Below are 13,215 nucleotides of genomic sequence, written 5' to 3'. Positions count from 1 at the left end.
AATTCTGTGGATAATTTTGTGGATAGCTGTGACTTAAAAGTGTAACGTCCCAATCCATAATGGTTTTTTTTTATCGCCCAAAAAATGAACTTATTTATTAATCATTTAAAATCAATCACTTATTGTAAGCCATTGGATTGTTAACATTTTTTAACAGGCTTTAAAGTATCACTTGAGGTGGTGTGTATAAATTCGCCAGCCCGGGCAAAATGTCAAGCGCATTTTGAGTGGTTTTTTTCATGATCGATTCGACATCTTCGCGCCTGATTTCCGCCAATACCTGGGCAATCCGCACAAGCTGATCCGGCTGATTGCGTCCATGATGACCCAGCCATGAGGGGGGGATGTCAGGCGCATCGGTTTCCAGCACGATGGTTTCCAGCGGCAACGCCTGCGCCAGGTGGCGTATCTTGAGTGCGCGGTCATAGGTCATGGCCCCGCCGAACCCCAGCTTGAAGCCCAGCTTGATGAATTCCTGCGCCTGCTGCAGGCTGCCGTTGAACGCATGGGCAATGCCCCGCACCTTGAACCGCCGCACCTGCTTCAATACCTGGTCCACAGAGCGCCTGACATGCAACAGCACCGGCAGGTCGTATTCCCGCGCCAGCTTGAGCTGCTCGACGAAGTAAAACTCCTGGAGCTCGCGATCGTAATGCTCGATGAAGAAATCCAGGCCGATTTCCCCCACGGCAACCACCTCGTCGCGGTTGCGCGCGATTTCCCCTGCCAGGATTTCCAGGTCCTGCGGTTGCGACTGCTCGACGAATAAAGGATGTATGCCCAGCGCCATCGCACAGCCCGGGTAACACGCTGCAAGCTCCTGCACCGCGACGAAATTGCTGCGCACGACCGCCGGCACCACGATGATGCCGACTCCCGCCTGCAAAGCAGCCTGCACCATCTCCGCACGGTCATGGTCGAACTCGGGCGCATCAAGGTGGCAATGGGTATCGATCAGCATGAGCCCGCCGTCACTTCACAGGCTTGGCGCGCACGAACCAGTCTGCACCCACCTGGCGCGAATCCAGCGTCTGCAATTGAATCTTCTGCTGCATGTCCTGCAACGCAGGCATGGCGAACATGTCGCGCGCATCTCCGCCCAGCAGCACTGGTGCGTAATACAGCAGCAACTCGTCAACCAGCCCGGCTTGCAGCAGGCCGCCATTCAACACCGCGCCCGCCTCCACCATCACTTCGTTGATCTGCCGCTGGGCCAAGGCTTGCAGCAGGCCCTCGAGGTCTACCTGCCCTGCCTGGCCAGGTAGCGCTATTAATTCGGCACCAGCATCACGCAAGGCCTTTTCCTGTGCAGGCAGGCTCGCCGCATGGGCAATCAGCACCCGGCCGGCCGACAGCGTCGCGGCAGAGGGCAGGGTGCGCAATTGGCTATCGACGATCACGCGCCAGGGCTGGATGCCATGCCGCGCCTGCAGAAGCCCTTCATCCCGCACGGTTAGCAGCGGATCGTCGGCAAGCACGGTGCCGACGCCGGTGAGTATCGCGCAGGATTGCGCTCGCCATTGCTGTACATGCTGGCGGGCCGAGGGCCCGGTGATCCATTTGCTCTGCCCGTTGCTCAGGCCGGTCTTGCCGTCCAGGCTGGCGGCGATCTTGCTGCGCACCCAGGGGCGTTGCCTGGTCATGCGCGAAATGAACCCAGCATTCAATACCCTGGCTTCATGTTCGAGCAAACCAGAGGCAACCTCGATACCATGTTCTGCCAGCCGCCTCAGCCCGTTGCCCGACACCACCGGATTGGGGTCCTGCATGGCGGCGACTACGCGCCTGACGCCCGCCTTGATCAAGGCGTCGGCACATGGCGGCGTACGCCCGAAATGACTGCACGGCTCCAGGGTAACGTAGGCGTCCGCACCTGCCGCCTGCTCCCCGGCCATCCTCAAGGCATGCACCTCCGCATGCGGCTCGCCCGCCCTGAGATGCGCGCCATGCCCCACCACTCTACCATCCTTGACGATCACGCAGCCAACGCGCGGGTTGGGGCTGGTGCCGTACAAGCCGCGCGCCGCCTCGCGCAAGGCAAGATTCATATAGTGATGGTCGCTGGCGGAAAATTCCGGGGAAATAAAGGTGTTCATGCTGTCATGATAAGTGCTGGCAAGGGCGGGAGACAAGCGGAGAGCAGCAGTGCACGCAGCCCTTAATATCAAACATCAACAGCGGGCCTGCCCGCCACAAACCCAAGGGCGAGCGTAGCGAAGTCAAGTTGCTTTTGATTTTGGTTTCCCCGTCTGGCTGCGCCGAGTAGCGGAAATCTGGCTGGAAAAAGAGCTTGCGTCTGTCTGAGCGATAGCGAGTTCAGCAAGCTCCCAGACAGATTGAGCAACGCAGGGGACCGGGAGCGCAGCGCCCGTGCAGACTCCGGGGTCGCCTTTTGTTTGGTTCCTTTATTTTGGCGAAGCAAAATAAAGGAACTCGCTGGCAAGCGAAAGGCAATGGGTCAATCACCTGCGATAGTGGTCAAGACCATGGTTGCTTAACTTACTATCCAAGCTCCAACCCTCAAACCTAATCAAACTCAACGGTTTTTAGTTCGCATCCATGCGGTGATTGCGAGAGGATGGCTTTCGCCTCGCCGGGCGAGTACCTTTCTTTTGCTTCGCCAAAAGAAAGGTACGAAAGAAAACGCAGTTTCGGCGGAGCCAAAAGGCGACCCGATTGTCTGCGTCCCGGAACGTTGTTCCGGGCAACCTGCGTTGCTCGCTTTTAATGGGGACTGGCTGAACTCGCTAGCACTCAGACAGACGCCAGTCCTTAATCCATTAAAAGCTGCGCTACTCGGCGCAGCCAGACGGGAGGAAAAGCCAACACTTGGCATCGCTGCGCTCGCCCTCAATTGTGTGTGCCTTCATCTCCTTTTGGTCACTTTCCTTTGACGAAGCAAAGAAAAGCGACTCGCCCGGCAGGACGAAAACCATCTTCCCGTCAAATCACAATCAAGGGCGCCCCTACTTCTTAACTATCAATACAAAAAAGCACCACTCCAAATCACTGGAAGCGGTGCTTTTCAATCAGGCTGCTGGCTCGTCGCCAGTCCTGCAATCAATCCAGGTCGCGGATGACGTCGCTGAAATCATCCACATCCTGGAAGCTGCGGTAAACCGAAGCGAAGCGGATATAAGCCACCTTGTCAATGGCTTTCAATTCCTGCATGACGATTTCGCCAAGGTCGCGCGCAATGATCTCGCGCTCCCCCTTGGCGAGGATTTTCTGCACGATATGCTCGAGCGCCCTGTCCACATATTCGGTCGGCACCGGGCGCTTGTGCAACGCGCGCGTGAAGGACAGGCGCAATTTATCCCGGTTGAATTCCTCGCGGTTGCCGTTCTGCTTCACCACCTGCGGCAGGTGCAGCTCCGCCGTTTCGTAGGTGGTGAAACGCTTGTCGCAGGCATTGCAGCGGCGGCGGCGGCGAATGGAGTCCCCTTCCTCGTTGACACGGGAATCAATCACCTGCGTATCGTCGGCACCGCAAAACGGACATTTCATTGAGTAATTTTGCCCTGCAATTCCTGCAATTTAAAGAAGCCCCCCACCGGCTACAAGGCACGCTCTGTATAGATAATTTATGTACAAGTGCGGCTAACAGAGCGCAGCGTAGCGGTCCTGGCTAGGCGCTCTGCTGCGGGCAGTATCTTAGTACGGCAAGGCAGAGCAACAACGCCAGGAGAGTTTTGTTAGTCGCACTAAACGCCGTATACCGGGAAGCGCGAAGTCAAGGCATGCACCTTGGCCTTGGTCGCCGCGATCACCGACTCGTCAGTCGGGTTATCCAAGATATCGGCAATCAGGTTGGCCACTTCGGCGGCTTCCGCTTCCTTGAAGCCGCGCGTGGTGATCGCTGGCGAACCGATGCGTATGCCGGAAGTGACGAATGGGCTTTCCGGGTCGTTCGGGATTGCGTTCTTGTTCACGGTGATATGCGCCTGGCCGAGGTAGGCATCGGCCGCCTTGCCGGTCAGCCCCTTGGGACGCAGGTCGACCAGGAACACGTGCGACTGCGTGCCACCGGAGATGATACGCAAGCCGCGCGAAGCCAGGGTCTTGGCCATGGTGTCGGCGTTCTTCAACACCTGCTCCTGGTAAGCCTTGAATTCTGGCTGCGCCGCTTCGAGGAAGGCGACCGCCTTGCCTGCGATCACGTGCATGAGCGGACCGCCCTGCAGGCTTGGGAACACGCTGGAATTGAGCGACTTCTCGAACTCGGCCTTGGCCATGATTAGACCGCCACGCGGGCCGCGCAAGGTCTTGTGCGTTGTGGAGGTGACAAAGTCGGCATGCGGCACGGGGTTGGGATAAACGCCAGCCGCGATCAAGCCGGCATAGTGCGCCATATCGACCATGAAATAGGCGCCAACCTTTTTGGCAATTTCAGCCATGCGCGCCCAGTCAAAACGCAGCGCATAAGCGGAAGCGCCGCCGATCAGCAGCTTGGGCTTGCAGTCCAGTGCAATGCGCTCCATTTCGTCGTAGTCGATCTCTTCCTTGTCATTGAGGCCGTAAGGCACGATATTGAACAGCTTGCCGGACAGGTTGGCCGGGGAGCCGTGCGTCAAGTGGCCGCCGTGGCCCAGGTTCATGCCCATGACAGTGTCGCCGGGCTTGAGGATGGAAAAATACACGGCCTGGTTGGCCTGGGAGCCGGAATGCGGCTGAACGTTGGCGTATTCGGCACCGAACAGCTTCTTCAGGCGGTCGATCGCCAATTGCTCGACGCCGTCAACGAATTCACAGCCGCCATAGAAACGCTTGCTCGGATAACCCTCTGCATATTTGTTGGTCAGTTGCGAACCCTGCGCCTGCATGACGGCAGGGCTGGTGTAGTTCTCGGAGGCGATCAGTTCGATGTGTTCGTCCTGGCGGTGGCGCTCGGCTTCCACATATTTCCACAGATCGGGATCAACAACGCTTAGGTTTTTGGCCGTGCTAAACATGTTCTATATCTCGGGGATGAAAATGATAGGCGGGATTTTAACATGTTCGCTGCACAACAGCTTTGAAACAGATTCACAGCCAATGAAAATGATTCATTGCCTGCCTGCAGCCAATTGCAGCCACCACCTGCGCCAATACAGCCGGGCCGCTCCGCGTTGAAATTCATATATCATTGAAATATATAGATATTACCAATTGACACATCGATTGCTACGATCATCTTGAGATGCATCCCCATCTCATCACACTCTCTCTCCGCCGGCAACCTCTTCGTCTGATGTTGCTGGCGGCCTTTTCTCCCCGGTCAGGTATAATCCCTCCTTAATATTCCATCTCTAATTCCGCATCATGGCCGTCATCCGCCAAGAAGATTTCATCGACAGCATCCACCAGGCATTGCAATACATTGCCTGCTACCATTCGCCGGACTTCCTCGCGGCCATGCACGATGCATGGCAACGCGAGCCTTCCCCGGCCGCGCGCGATGCCATCGGCCAAATCCTCATCAACTCCTATCTCTGCGCGCAAGGGCAACGCCCGCTTTGCCAGGATACCGGCATCGTCGTGGCCTTTGTTTCCGTCGGCATGAACGTGCAATGGCAGGCCGGCATGAGCCTGCAGGAGATGGTGGACGAAGGCGTGCGCCGCGCCTATCTCGACCCGGATAACCGCCTGCGCGCCTCCATCGTGCGCGACCCGGCGGGCAAGCGCCTCAATACCCGGGACAACACGCCGTCCGTCGTGCATGTCGAGATGGTGCCCGGCGACACGGTCGACATCCATATCGCCGCCAAGGGCGGCGGCTCGGAAAACAAATCCAAGCTCGCCATGCTGGAACCTTCCGATGACATCGTGGAATGGGTGCTGCAGGCGGTTCCCGGCATGGGCGCCGGCTGGTGTCCGCCCGGCGTGCTCGGCATCGGCATCGGCGGCACCGCAGAAAAAGCCGTGCTGCTCGCCAAGCAGTCCCTGTTCGCCTCCATCGACATCCAGGCATTGAAGGCGCGTGGGCCGCAGACCCGCGCGGAGGAACTGCGCCTGGAGATATATGAGAAGGTCAACCGGCTCGGCATCGGCGCCCAAGGCCTGGGCGGGCTCACCACCGTGCTGGACGTGAAGATACTCGAAGCCCCGACGCATGCGACTTCGTTGCCGGTCGCCATCATCCCCAATTGCGCCGCCACGCGCCATGTGCACTTTACGCTGGACGGCAGCGGCCCTGCCCGGCTGCCTGTCCCCAGGCTCGAAGACTGGCCGCAGATTGCGCTGGACGCCAGCACGCCCATGCGCCGCGTCAACCTGGATACGCTGACGCCGGACGACATCACGCAATGGCAGCCGGGAGAGAAACTACTGCTCTCGGGCAAGTTGCTTACCGGCCGCGATGCCGCCCACAAGCGCATCGTCGACCTGATCGCGCGGGGCGAACCCATGCCGGAAGGCCTGGATTTCACCAACCGCTTCATTTACTACGTCGGCCCGGTCGACCCGGTGGGAGACGAAATCATCGGTCCGGCGGGCCCTACCACCGCCACGCGCATGGACCGCTTCACGGAAACCATGCTGACCAAGACCGGCCTGCTCGGCATGATAGGCAAGGCCGAACGCGGCGAAGCCACCGTGCAGGCGATCAAGCGGCATCAATCGGTCTACCTGATCGCCATCGGCGGCGCGGCCTACCTGATCTCGCAAGCCATCAAGGCGTCACGCGTCGTCGCCTTCGCCGACCTGGGCATGGAAGCCGTCTATGAATTCACGGTGGAGGACATGCCAGTGACCGTGGCCGTGGACAGCCTGGGGCACTCGGTGCATGACTCCGGCCCTGCCGAATGGCGCCCCCGGATTGCCGACATCCCCATTTTCAGCGAATAGACAGGATTCACGCATGGCCAAGCTATTTACCCCGATCCGCTTCCGCGAGACTGAAATCAAGAACCGTATCTTTGTCTCCCCCATGTGCCAGTACTCTGCCGAGGCAGGCATTGCCAACCATTGGCATCTGGTTCACCTGGGCGGCCTGGCCGTGGGCGGCGCCGGCCTGGTCATTGTCGAAGCTACAGCGGTCTCACCCGAAGGCCGCATCACCCCTTCCTGCCTGGGGCTGTGGTCCGAGGCGCACACCCAGGCGTTCAAGCCGATCGTGGAATTCATCAAGCAGCAAGGGGCCGTCCCCGCGATCCAGATAGCCCATGCCGGACGCAAGGCATCCTGCGACGTGCCCTGGCGCGACGGCAAATTCCTGAGCCTGGAACAAGGCGGCTGGCAGACCGTGGCGCCCTCCGCCATTCCCGTCACGCCGGAGCATGGCACGCCCCTCGCCCTCGACCGCGAGGAAATCCAGCAAGTCGCAGGCCAATTCCATGCGGCCGCCCAGCGCGCGCTGGATGCAGGCTTTGAGGTGCTGGAATTGCATTGCGCCCACGGCTATCTATTGCACGAGTTCCTTTCACCCCTGTCGAACCGACGCGAGGACGAATACGGCGGCAGCCTGGAAAACCGCTGCCGCCTGGCGCTCGACATCGCGCGCGATCTGCGCACATTGTGGCCGCAGGACAAGCCTGTCTTCGTGCGTATTTCCGCGACCGACTGGGTGGAAGGCGGATGGGACATCGAGCAATCGATACAGTTTGCCAAATGGCTCAAGGACATCGGCATCGACCTGATAGACTGCTCCAGCGGCGGCCTGCTCCTGGACGCCAAGATCCCTGCCGGGCCCGGCTACCAGACCGAGTTCGCGCAACGTATCCGCCATGAGGCAGGTATTGCCAGCGGCGCGGTCGGGCTGATCACTTCCGCCATCCAGGCCGAGCATATCCTCGTTTCAGGCCAAGCCGACGTGATCATGCTCGCGCGCAAGCTGCTGAGCGACCCGCACTGGCCGCTGCATGCAGCAAAGGAGTTGCGTACCGATGTCACATGGCCGGAGCAATATGTACGCGCCAAGCACATTTAAAGCGACTCTTAATTTTCATAGTTGCCGGATAATATAAGCAACTGATTGAAAGGGAAACATAATGAAATGGACTGATAGCCAGCGCATTGCTGAAGAACTCTTTGATAAACATCCTGATGTCGACCCCAAGCTCATCCGCTTCACTGATCTTTACGATTGGATATTGGCGCTGGATGATTTCGATGACGAACCGGAAAAATGCGGCGAGCGCATCCTGGAAGCCATCCAGATGGCATGGATAGAAGAAGCGGAATAACCCCGAATTCACAGCATTTCAGCATCAATCAAGGGAGCACCATGACAGCACCAAAAGAAATCTTCAAGGCTTACGACATCCGCGGCATCGTCGGCAAGACCCTCACGCCGGAAACCGTGGAAGCCATCGGCCATGCGATCGGCAGCGAAGCTGCGCTGCGCGGCCAGAAAACCATCTGCATCGGCTACGACGGCCGTCTTTCAGGTCCCGAGCTTGCCGCAGCGCTTTCGCGCGGCATCCGCAAAAGCGGCCTGGACGTCATCAACCTCGGGCTGGTGGCAACTCCCATGGTGTATTTCGCCGCCTACCACCTGAATACCGGCTCCGGCGTCATGGTCACCGGCAGCCACAACCCGCCCGAATACAACGGCCTGAAAATGGTCATCGCCGGGGAAACATTATCGGGCGAGACCATCCAGCGTCTGCGCACACGCATCGACAACAACGACTTCACGCATGGCAACGGCACGGAAAGCAGCCACGACATCGCCCCTGCGTACATCGACCGTATCGCCTCCGACATCAAGCTCAAGCGTCCGCTCAAGCTCACCGTAGATTGCGGCAACGGCGTGCCCGGTGCGTTTGCGGGCAAACTTTACCGCGCGCTCGGCTGCGAAGTGGAGGAATTGTTCTGCGAAGTCGACGGTCATTTCCCCAACCATCATCCCGACCCGTCCGTCCCGGAAAATCTCAAGGACTTGATTGAGAACCTGCTGACAGGCCAATCCGAAATCGGCTTCGCCTTCGATGGCGACGGCGACCGTCTCGGCGTGGTCACCAAAGATGGCAGCATCATCTACCCGGACCGCCAGCTGTTGCTGTTTGCCGAAGACGTGCTCAAGCGCAATCCCCAGGCCACCATCATTTACGACGTGAAATCCACCCGCAACCTCGCCCCCTGGATCAAGCAGCGCGGCGGCGAGCCGCTGATGTGGAAAACCGGTCATTCATTGGTCAAGGCCAAGATGAAGGAAACCGGCGCTGCGCTGGCAGGCGAGATGAGCGGCCACATATTCTTCAAGGAACGCTGGTACGGCTTCGACGATGGCTTGTATTCCGGCGCACGCCTGCTGGAAATCCTCAGCCAGTTCGACGACCCGTCCGCCGTGCTCAATGCGTTGCCGGACAGCGTCAGCACGCCAGAGCAGCACATCAATATGAAGGAAGGCGAGCCGCACCAACTCATCAGCCAGCTGCAGGCCAGCGCCAAGTTCGAAGGCGCCGAAGAAGTCATCACCATCGACGGCCTGCGCGTGGAATACAGCGACGGTTTCGGCCTTATGCGCCCTTCCAATACCACACCGGTGATCGTCCTGCGCTTCGAGGCCGACAACGCCGCAGCGCTCAAGCGCATCCAGGACCAGTTCCGCAGCGTCATTCTCGCTGCCGCGCCTGACGCCAAGCTGCCGTTCTGAGCATGAGCGGCGCGCGTCTGCTTTGGCTGGCGGTCTGGCTTGCTTTGGCCAGCGGGCTTTACTTCCTGGCGGATCGCGCCCTCAACCCGAACCGCATCGGCATCCTGGGCGATGCGCCCAGCGTTACACTGCAGCGCGGGCTTGACGGGCATTACCGCGCCGAGGCGCTCATCAACGGCGTCATGGTCAATGTGCTGGTGGACACCGGCGCCACCGGCGTTGCCATCTCGCAACGCACTGCGGAGCGCCTGCAGTTGCAAAGCAACCAGGCAATCCGCACCTCCACCGCCAACGGCGATACCGTCGCCTACATGACCCGGCTGCAATCCGTACAGCTGGGTGGCGTCAAGGCGCACAATGTTGCGGCGGTGATCGCCCCCGGGCTGGATGGCGACGTGCTGCTGGGAATGTCGTTCCTGGCGCGCATGGACGTGCGCCTGTTCCAGGGCAAGATGACGATCACACAGGTTGAGGAATAGCCAGCTTCCTTGCGCCTGCCGACCCCGACGATATAACACATGAGGTCTTAGATCTCGGAATATCGGAATATCCGCAACAGCGAGATGGTCGAAGCACTTCTGTGCCGATCCAAGACGCCAGGAAAATACTCCATGACCTCAGGATCGGTACTGAGTAAAGCAAATGGCGCAAGATCCGCCTCACGCCATTGCCTCAACACCAACCTGCCGGTCGGGACTGCAAGGTACTGGATCAGGTGATGACAGTAGGTTGCTCGCGTCCGGTACGCTGTTTCAGCTCGGAGATTTGCTGGGCAATGGCGATCAATTCCGCCAAGGCATCCTGCGCATCCTCGTCATGCTTGGTAGTATCCGGCTCGAAAGACTCGAGATAGATGCGTAGCGTTGCGCCGGCGGTGCCTGTTCCCGAAAGGCGGAACACAATACGCGAGCCATCCTCGAACAAGATGCGTATCCCCTGCTTCTGGCTCACGCTGCCGTCGACAGGATCGGTATAGCTGAAGTCGTCGCATGTCTTGACGGTATAGCGGCCCAACACCTGCCCGGGCAACGAGGCAAACTGGGCACGGACATGCTCGATCAAGCCGTTGGCGGCATCGCTGGGCAGCTCCTCGTAATCATGGCGCGAATAGACATTGCGGCCGAACCTGGCCCAATGGCGCTTGACGATGGTTTCCACAGGCTGGCGCTTGATCGCCAGGATATTGAGCCAGAACAATACCGCCCACAGACCGTCTTTTTCGCGCACATGGTCCGATCCGGTGCCGAAGCTCTCCTCGCCGCACAATGTCACCCTGCCCGCATCCATCAGGTTGCCGAAGAATTTCCAGCCGGTCGGTGTCTCGAAACATGGGATATCCAGCTCCTGCGCCACACGGTCCACCGCCGCGCTGGTCGGCATGGAGCGTGCGACCCCGGCAATCCCTTGCGCATAGCCCGGCGCCAGCCGCGCATTGGCGGCAAGCAATGCCAGGCTATCCGAAGGCGTCACGAAGAAACGCTTGCCCAGGATCATGTTGCGGTCCCCGTCGCCGTCCGACGCCGCGCCGAAATCCGGCGCGTCGTCCCCATACATGATCTCGACCAGGTCATGCGCATAGGTAAGATTGGGATCGGGGTGGCCGCCGCCAAAATCAGGGAGAGGCTCGGCATTCATCACAGCATCCGGTGGAGCGCCGAGCCGGTCGACCAAAATGGCACGCGCATAGGGCCCGGTCACCGCGTGCATCGCATCAAAACGCAAACGGAAGCCGCTGGCCAGCAGCTGGCGGATGGCATCGAAGTCGAACAATGTCGCCATCAAGTCAACATAATCGCTGACGGAATCGATGACCTCTACCTTCATTCCCGCCAACTCGGTTTCCCCCACAACATCCAGCGCCACATCCGGCGCATCCACGATCTTGTACTGGACCAGCTCCTTGCTGCGCGAAAAAATCGCTTCCGTTACTTTTTCCGATGCTGGCCCGCCATTGGCCGAATTGAACTTGATGCCAAAATCGCCCTGCGGTCCGCCGGGGTTATGGCTAGCCGACAGAATGATGCCGCCGAACGTCTTATGCTTGCGGATCACGCAGGATGCTGCCGGCGTGGACAAGATCCCGTTCCTGCCGACCAATACGCGCCCTATTCCGTTGGCAGCAGCCATTTTGAGGATAACCTGTATTGCTTCGACGTTATAGAAACGTCCGTCCCCTCCAATAACCAATGACGCCCCGACAGGCGCCTCGATCGCGTCGAAAACGCTCTGTACGAAATTTTCAAGATAATGCGGCTGCTGAAAAACCGTGACTCGCTTGCGTAACCCGGATGTTCCCGGCCGTTGGTCGCTGAACGGTTGAGTGGTAATGATATGAATTGCCATGCAATATACTTTCGGGGGGTTGTTAAGATTGAATGCAGCAGCTAACTTACTCGATTAACTTCTCACTTTCAAGTTGACATAGGCTCGAAACCCAAGCATAATCTCGCTTCTCGATTGGGGCATTAGCTCAGTTGGTAGAGCAGCGGACTCTTAATCCGTTTGTCGTAGGTTCGACCCCTACATGCCCCACCAGTCAGATCAAAGGGTTAGCAAAATCGCTAACCCTTTTGTGTTTTCAGAGTGTCAACCTACTGACAACCCATCATAGTGGCATAAAGAACTATAAAGCCACCTAATCCAGATTCATCATTGGGTTTAGCTTCCTAGCCTCCTGTAAGTGATCGGGGGAAAGGTGCGCGTATCGCATCGTCATCGTCAGGCTGCTGTGTCCTAGTAGTCGCTGCAACACCAGGATGTTGCCGCCGTTCATCATGAAGTGGCTGGCAAAGGTATGGCGCAAGACATGCGTCATTTGCCCGTCCGGCAGCGCTAGCTGCGCTCGTTTCACCGCCTCCCTGAATGCATTATAGGAATACTGAAACAAACGCCCATAACCGCTCATGAGCTTGTCCTGCGCTTTCAGCTCCTTGATCAGGAACTCGGGGATCGGTACAGATCGGTTCTTCCCTGACTTCGTGTTGCTGAAATGGATCATCCCATCCCGCACCTGACTTGGCTTCAATTGCTCGGCCTCACTCCATCGTGCCCCTGTAGACAAACACACTTTCGCAATCAGCAATGTGTCTCGACTCTTGGACTGTTCGAGTGCAGCCAGCAAGCGCTTGATGTCCTCCTTGGACAAGTATGACAACTCCCGCTCTGGCACTTTGATCTGTCTTACTGCTGACAAGGGGTTATCGCCATTCCAGTGTCCCAGCCGCTTGGCTTCGTTAAACACACTGCGCAGATACGCATGCTCACGGTTAATCGTATTCGGGGCGATGCCAGCCTCTGCACGTGCCTTGCGATAGTGTGCAAACATCCCAGTAGTGAAACGATCCAGGTAAGGATTGCCCAGGGCAACACAAAGCGCCTTCAAGCGGTTGTAAGTGTCCTGCCCGGCCCGTAAGTTGGCCCCATGATGTTCGTACCAAATATCAACCAGCTCGGACAATCTGCGCAGATCACGCTTTGCTGGCTGCCATGCTGGCGTCGTCAAGACCTTGGATTTCAGCCAAGCCTCATAAGCCAAGGCCTCGCTCTTGGTACCTAGCGTTTTACGGAAGCGTTTAGATCCTCGTCCACCTGGCTGAATATCGACTAGCCAGCCACCCTCCATTTTTTTGATGGCCATC

12 protein-coding genes and 1 tRNA gene are annotated in these 13,215 nt (G+C 58.5%); 6 read left to right on the top strand and 7 right to left on the bottom strand.

From position 1 onward, the window contains the following. Positions 1 to 160: 160 nt before the first annotated feature. From ACKF11_RS09940 to glyA, 4 genes are all read right to left on the bottom strand, one after another. The gene (locus ACKF11_RS09940; RefSeq protein WP_407996928.1) at positions 161 to 961 is read right to left on the bottom strand and encodes a TatD family hydrolase; all 801 of its coding nucleotides are present in this window, start codon (positions 959 to 961) and stop codon (positions 161 to 163) included. A 10-nt stretch (positions 962 to 971) separates the two neighbouring features. Beyond that, a complete protein-coding gene (gene ribD / locus ACKF11_RS09935; RefSeq protein WP_407996927.1) occupies positions 972 to 2,096 on the bottom strand; it encodes a bifunctional diaminohydroxyphosphoribosylaminopyrimidine deaminase/5-amino-6-(5-phosphoribosylamino)uracil reductase RibD in 1,125 nt (374 codons plus the stop codon). A 964-nt stretch (positions 2,097 to 3,060) separates the two neighbouring features. After that, complete coding sequence (nrdR, locus tag ACKF11_RS09930) at positions 3,061 to 3,507, bottom strand: transcriptional regulator NrdR (RefSeq protein ID WP_230341323.1); 447 nt, start codon at positions 3,505 to 3,507, stop codon at positions 3,061 to 3,063. A 197-nt stretch (positions 3,508 to 3,704) separates the two neighbouring features. Further along, positions 3,705 to 4,952 (bottom strand): serine hydroxymethyltransferase, encoded by a 1,248-nt coding sequence (gene glyA, locus ACKF11_RS09925; protein WP_407996926.1) that lies wholly within the window; start codon positions 4,950 to 4,952, stop codon positions 3,705 to 3,707. Positions 4,953 to 5,301: 349 nt separating this feature from the next. On the opposite strand from glyA, the gene ACKF11_RS09920 reads away from it, so the two are divergent. From ACKF11_RS09920 to ACKF11_RS09900, 5 genes are all read left to right on the top strand, one after another. Further along, the gene (locus tag ACKF11_RS09920) at positions 5,302 to 6,825 is read left to right on the top strand and encodes a fumarate hydratase (protein ID WP_407996925.1); all 1,524 of its coding nucleotides are present in this window, start codon (positions 5,302 to 5,304) and stop codon (positions 6,823 to 6,825) included. A 13-nt stretch (positions 6,826 to 6,838) separates the two neighbouring features. After that, positions 6,839 to 7,906 carry an NADH:flavin oxidoreductase/NADH oxidase gene (locus ACKF11_RS09915; protein ID WP_407996924.1) on the top strand — a complete coding sequence of 356 codons (1,068 nt, stop codon included), beginning with the start codon at positions 6,839 to 6,841 and terminating at the stop codon, positions 7,904 to 7,906. Between the two features lie 61 nt (positions 7,907 to 7,967). Further along, positions 7,968 to 8,162 carry a Fe-S cluster assembly protein IscX gene (iscX, locus tag ACKF11_RS09910; RefSeq protein ID WP_407993839.1) on the top strand — a complete coding sequence of 65 codons (195 nt, stop codon included), beginning with the start codon at positions 7,968 to 7,970 and terminating at the stop codon, positions 8,160 to 8,162. 41 nt (positions 8,163 to 8,203) lie between these two features. Beyond that, complete coding sequence (locus ACKF11_RS09905) at positions 8,204 to 9,577, top strand: phosphomannomutase/phosphoglucomutase (RefSeq protein ID WP_407996923.1); 1,374 nt, start codon at positions 8,204 to 8,206, stop codon at positions 9,575 to 9,577. A gap of 2 nt (positions 9,578 to 9,579) precedes the next feature. Next, positions 9,580 to 10,056 (top strand): retropepsin-like aspartic protease family protein, encoded by a 477-nt coding sequence (locus ACKF11_RS09900; protein WP_407996922.1) that lies wholly within the window; start codon positions 9,580 to 9,582, stop codon positions 10,054 to 10,056. Between the two features lie 47 nt (positions 10,057 to 10,103). On the opposite strand, the gene ACKF11_RS09895 is transcribed toward ACKF11_RS09900, so the two are convergent. Together ACKF11_RS09895 and ACKF11_RS09890 are read right to left on the bottom strand one after the other, a co-directional pair. Then, on the bottom strand, positions 10,104 to 10,256 hold the full coding sequence (locus ACKF11_RS09895; protein ID WP_407996921.1) for a GNAT family protein: 153 nt from the start codon (positions 10,254 to 10,256) through the stop codon (positions 10,104 to 10,106). Between the two features lie 32 nt (positions 10,257 to 10,288). Then, entirely contained in the window at positions 10,289 to 11,920 is a 1,632-nt protein-coding gene (locus tag ACKF11_RS09890; RefSeq protein ID WP_407996920.1) for an alpha-D-glucose phosphate-specific phosphoglucomutase, read from the bottom strand. A 116-nt stretch (positions 11,921 to 12,036) separates the two neighbouring features. On the opposite strand from ACKF11_RS09890, the gene ACKF11_RS09885 reads away from it, so the two are divergent. Further along, positions 12,037 to 12,112 (top strand) — tRNA-Lys (locus ACKF11_RS09885). A 100-nt stretch (positions 12,113 to 12,212) separates the two neighbouring features. Here ACKF11_RS09885 and ACKF11_RS09880 read toward each other — a convergent pair. After that, positions 12,213 to 13,214 carry a phage integrase gene (locus ACKF11_RS09880; RefSeq protein WP_407996919.1) on the bottom strand — a complete coding sequence of 334 codons (1,002 nt, stop codon included), beginning with the start codon at positions 13,212 to 13,214 and terminating at the stop codon, positions 12,213 to 12,215. Between the last annotated feature and the right edge of the window lies 1 nt (position 13,215).

The organism is Methylobacillus draconifructus (assembly GCF_045984385.1).
Taxonomy (GTDB): domain Bacteria; phylum Pseudomonadota; class Gammaproteobacteria; order Burkholderiales; family Methylophilaceae; genus Methylobacillus; species Methylobacillus flagellatus_A.
This window is presented reverse-complemented; position numbering and strand designations above follow the sequence as displayed.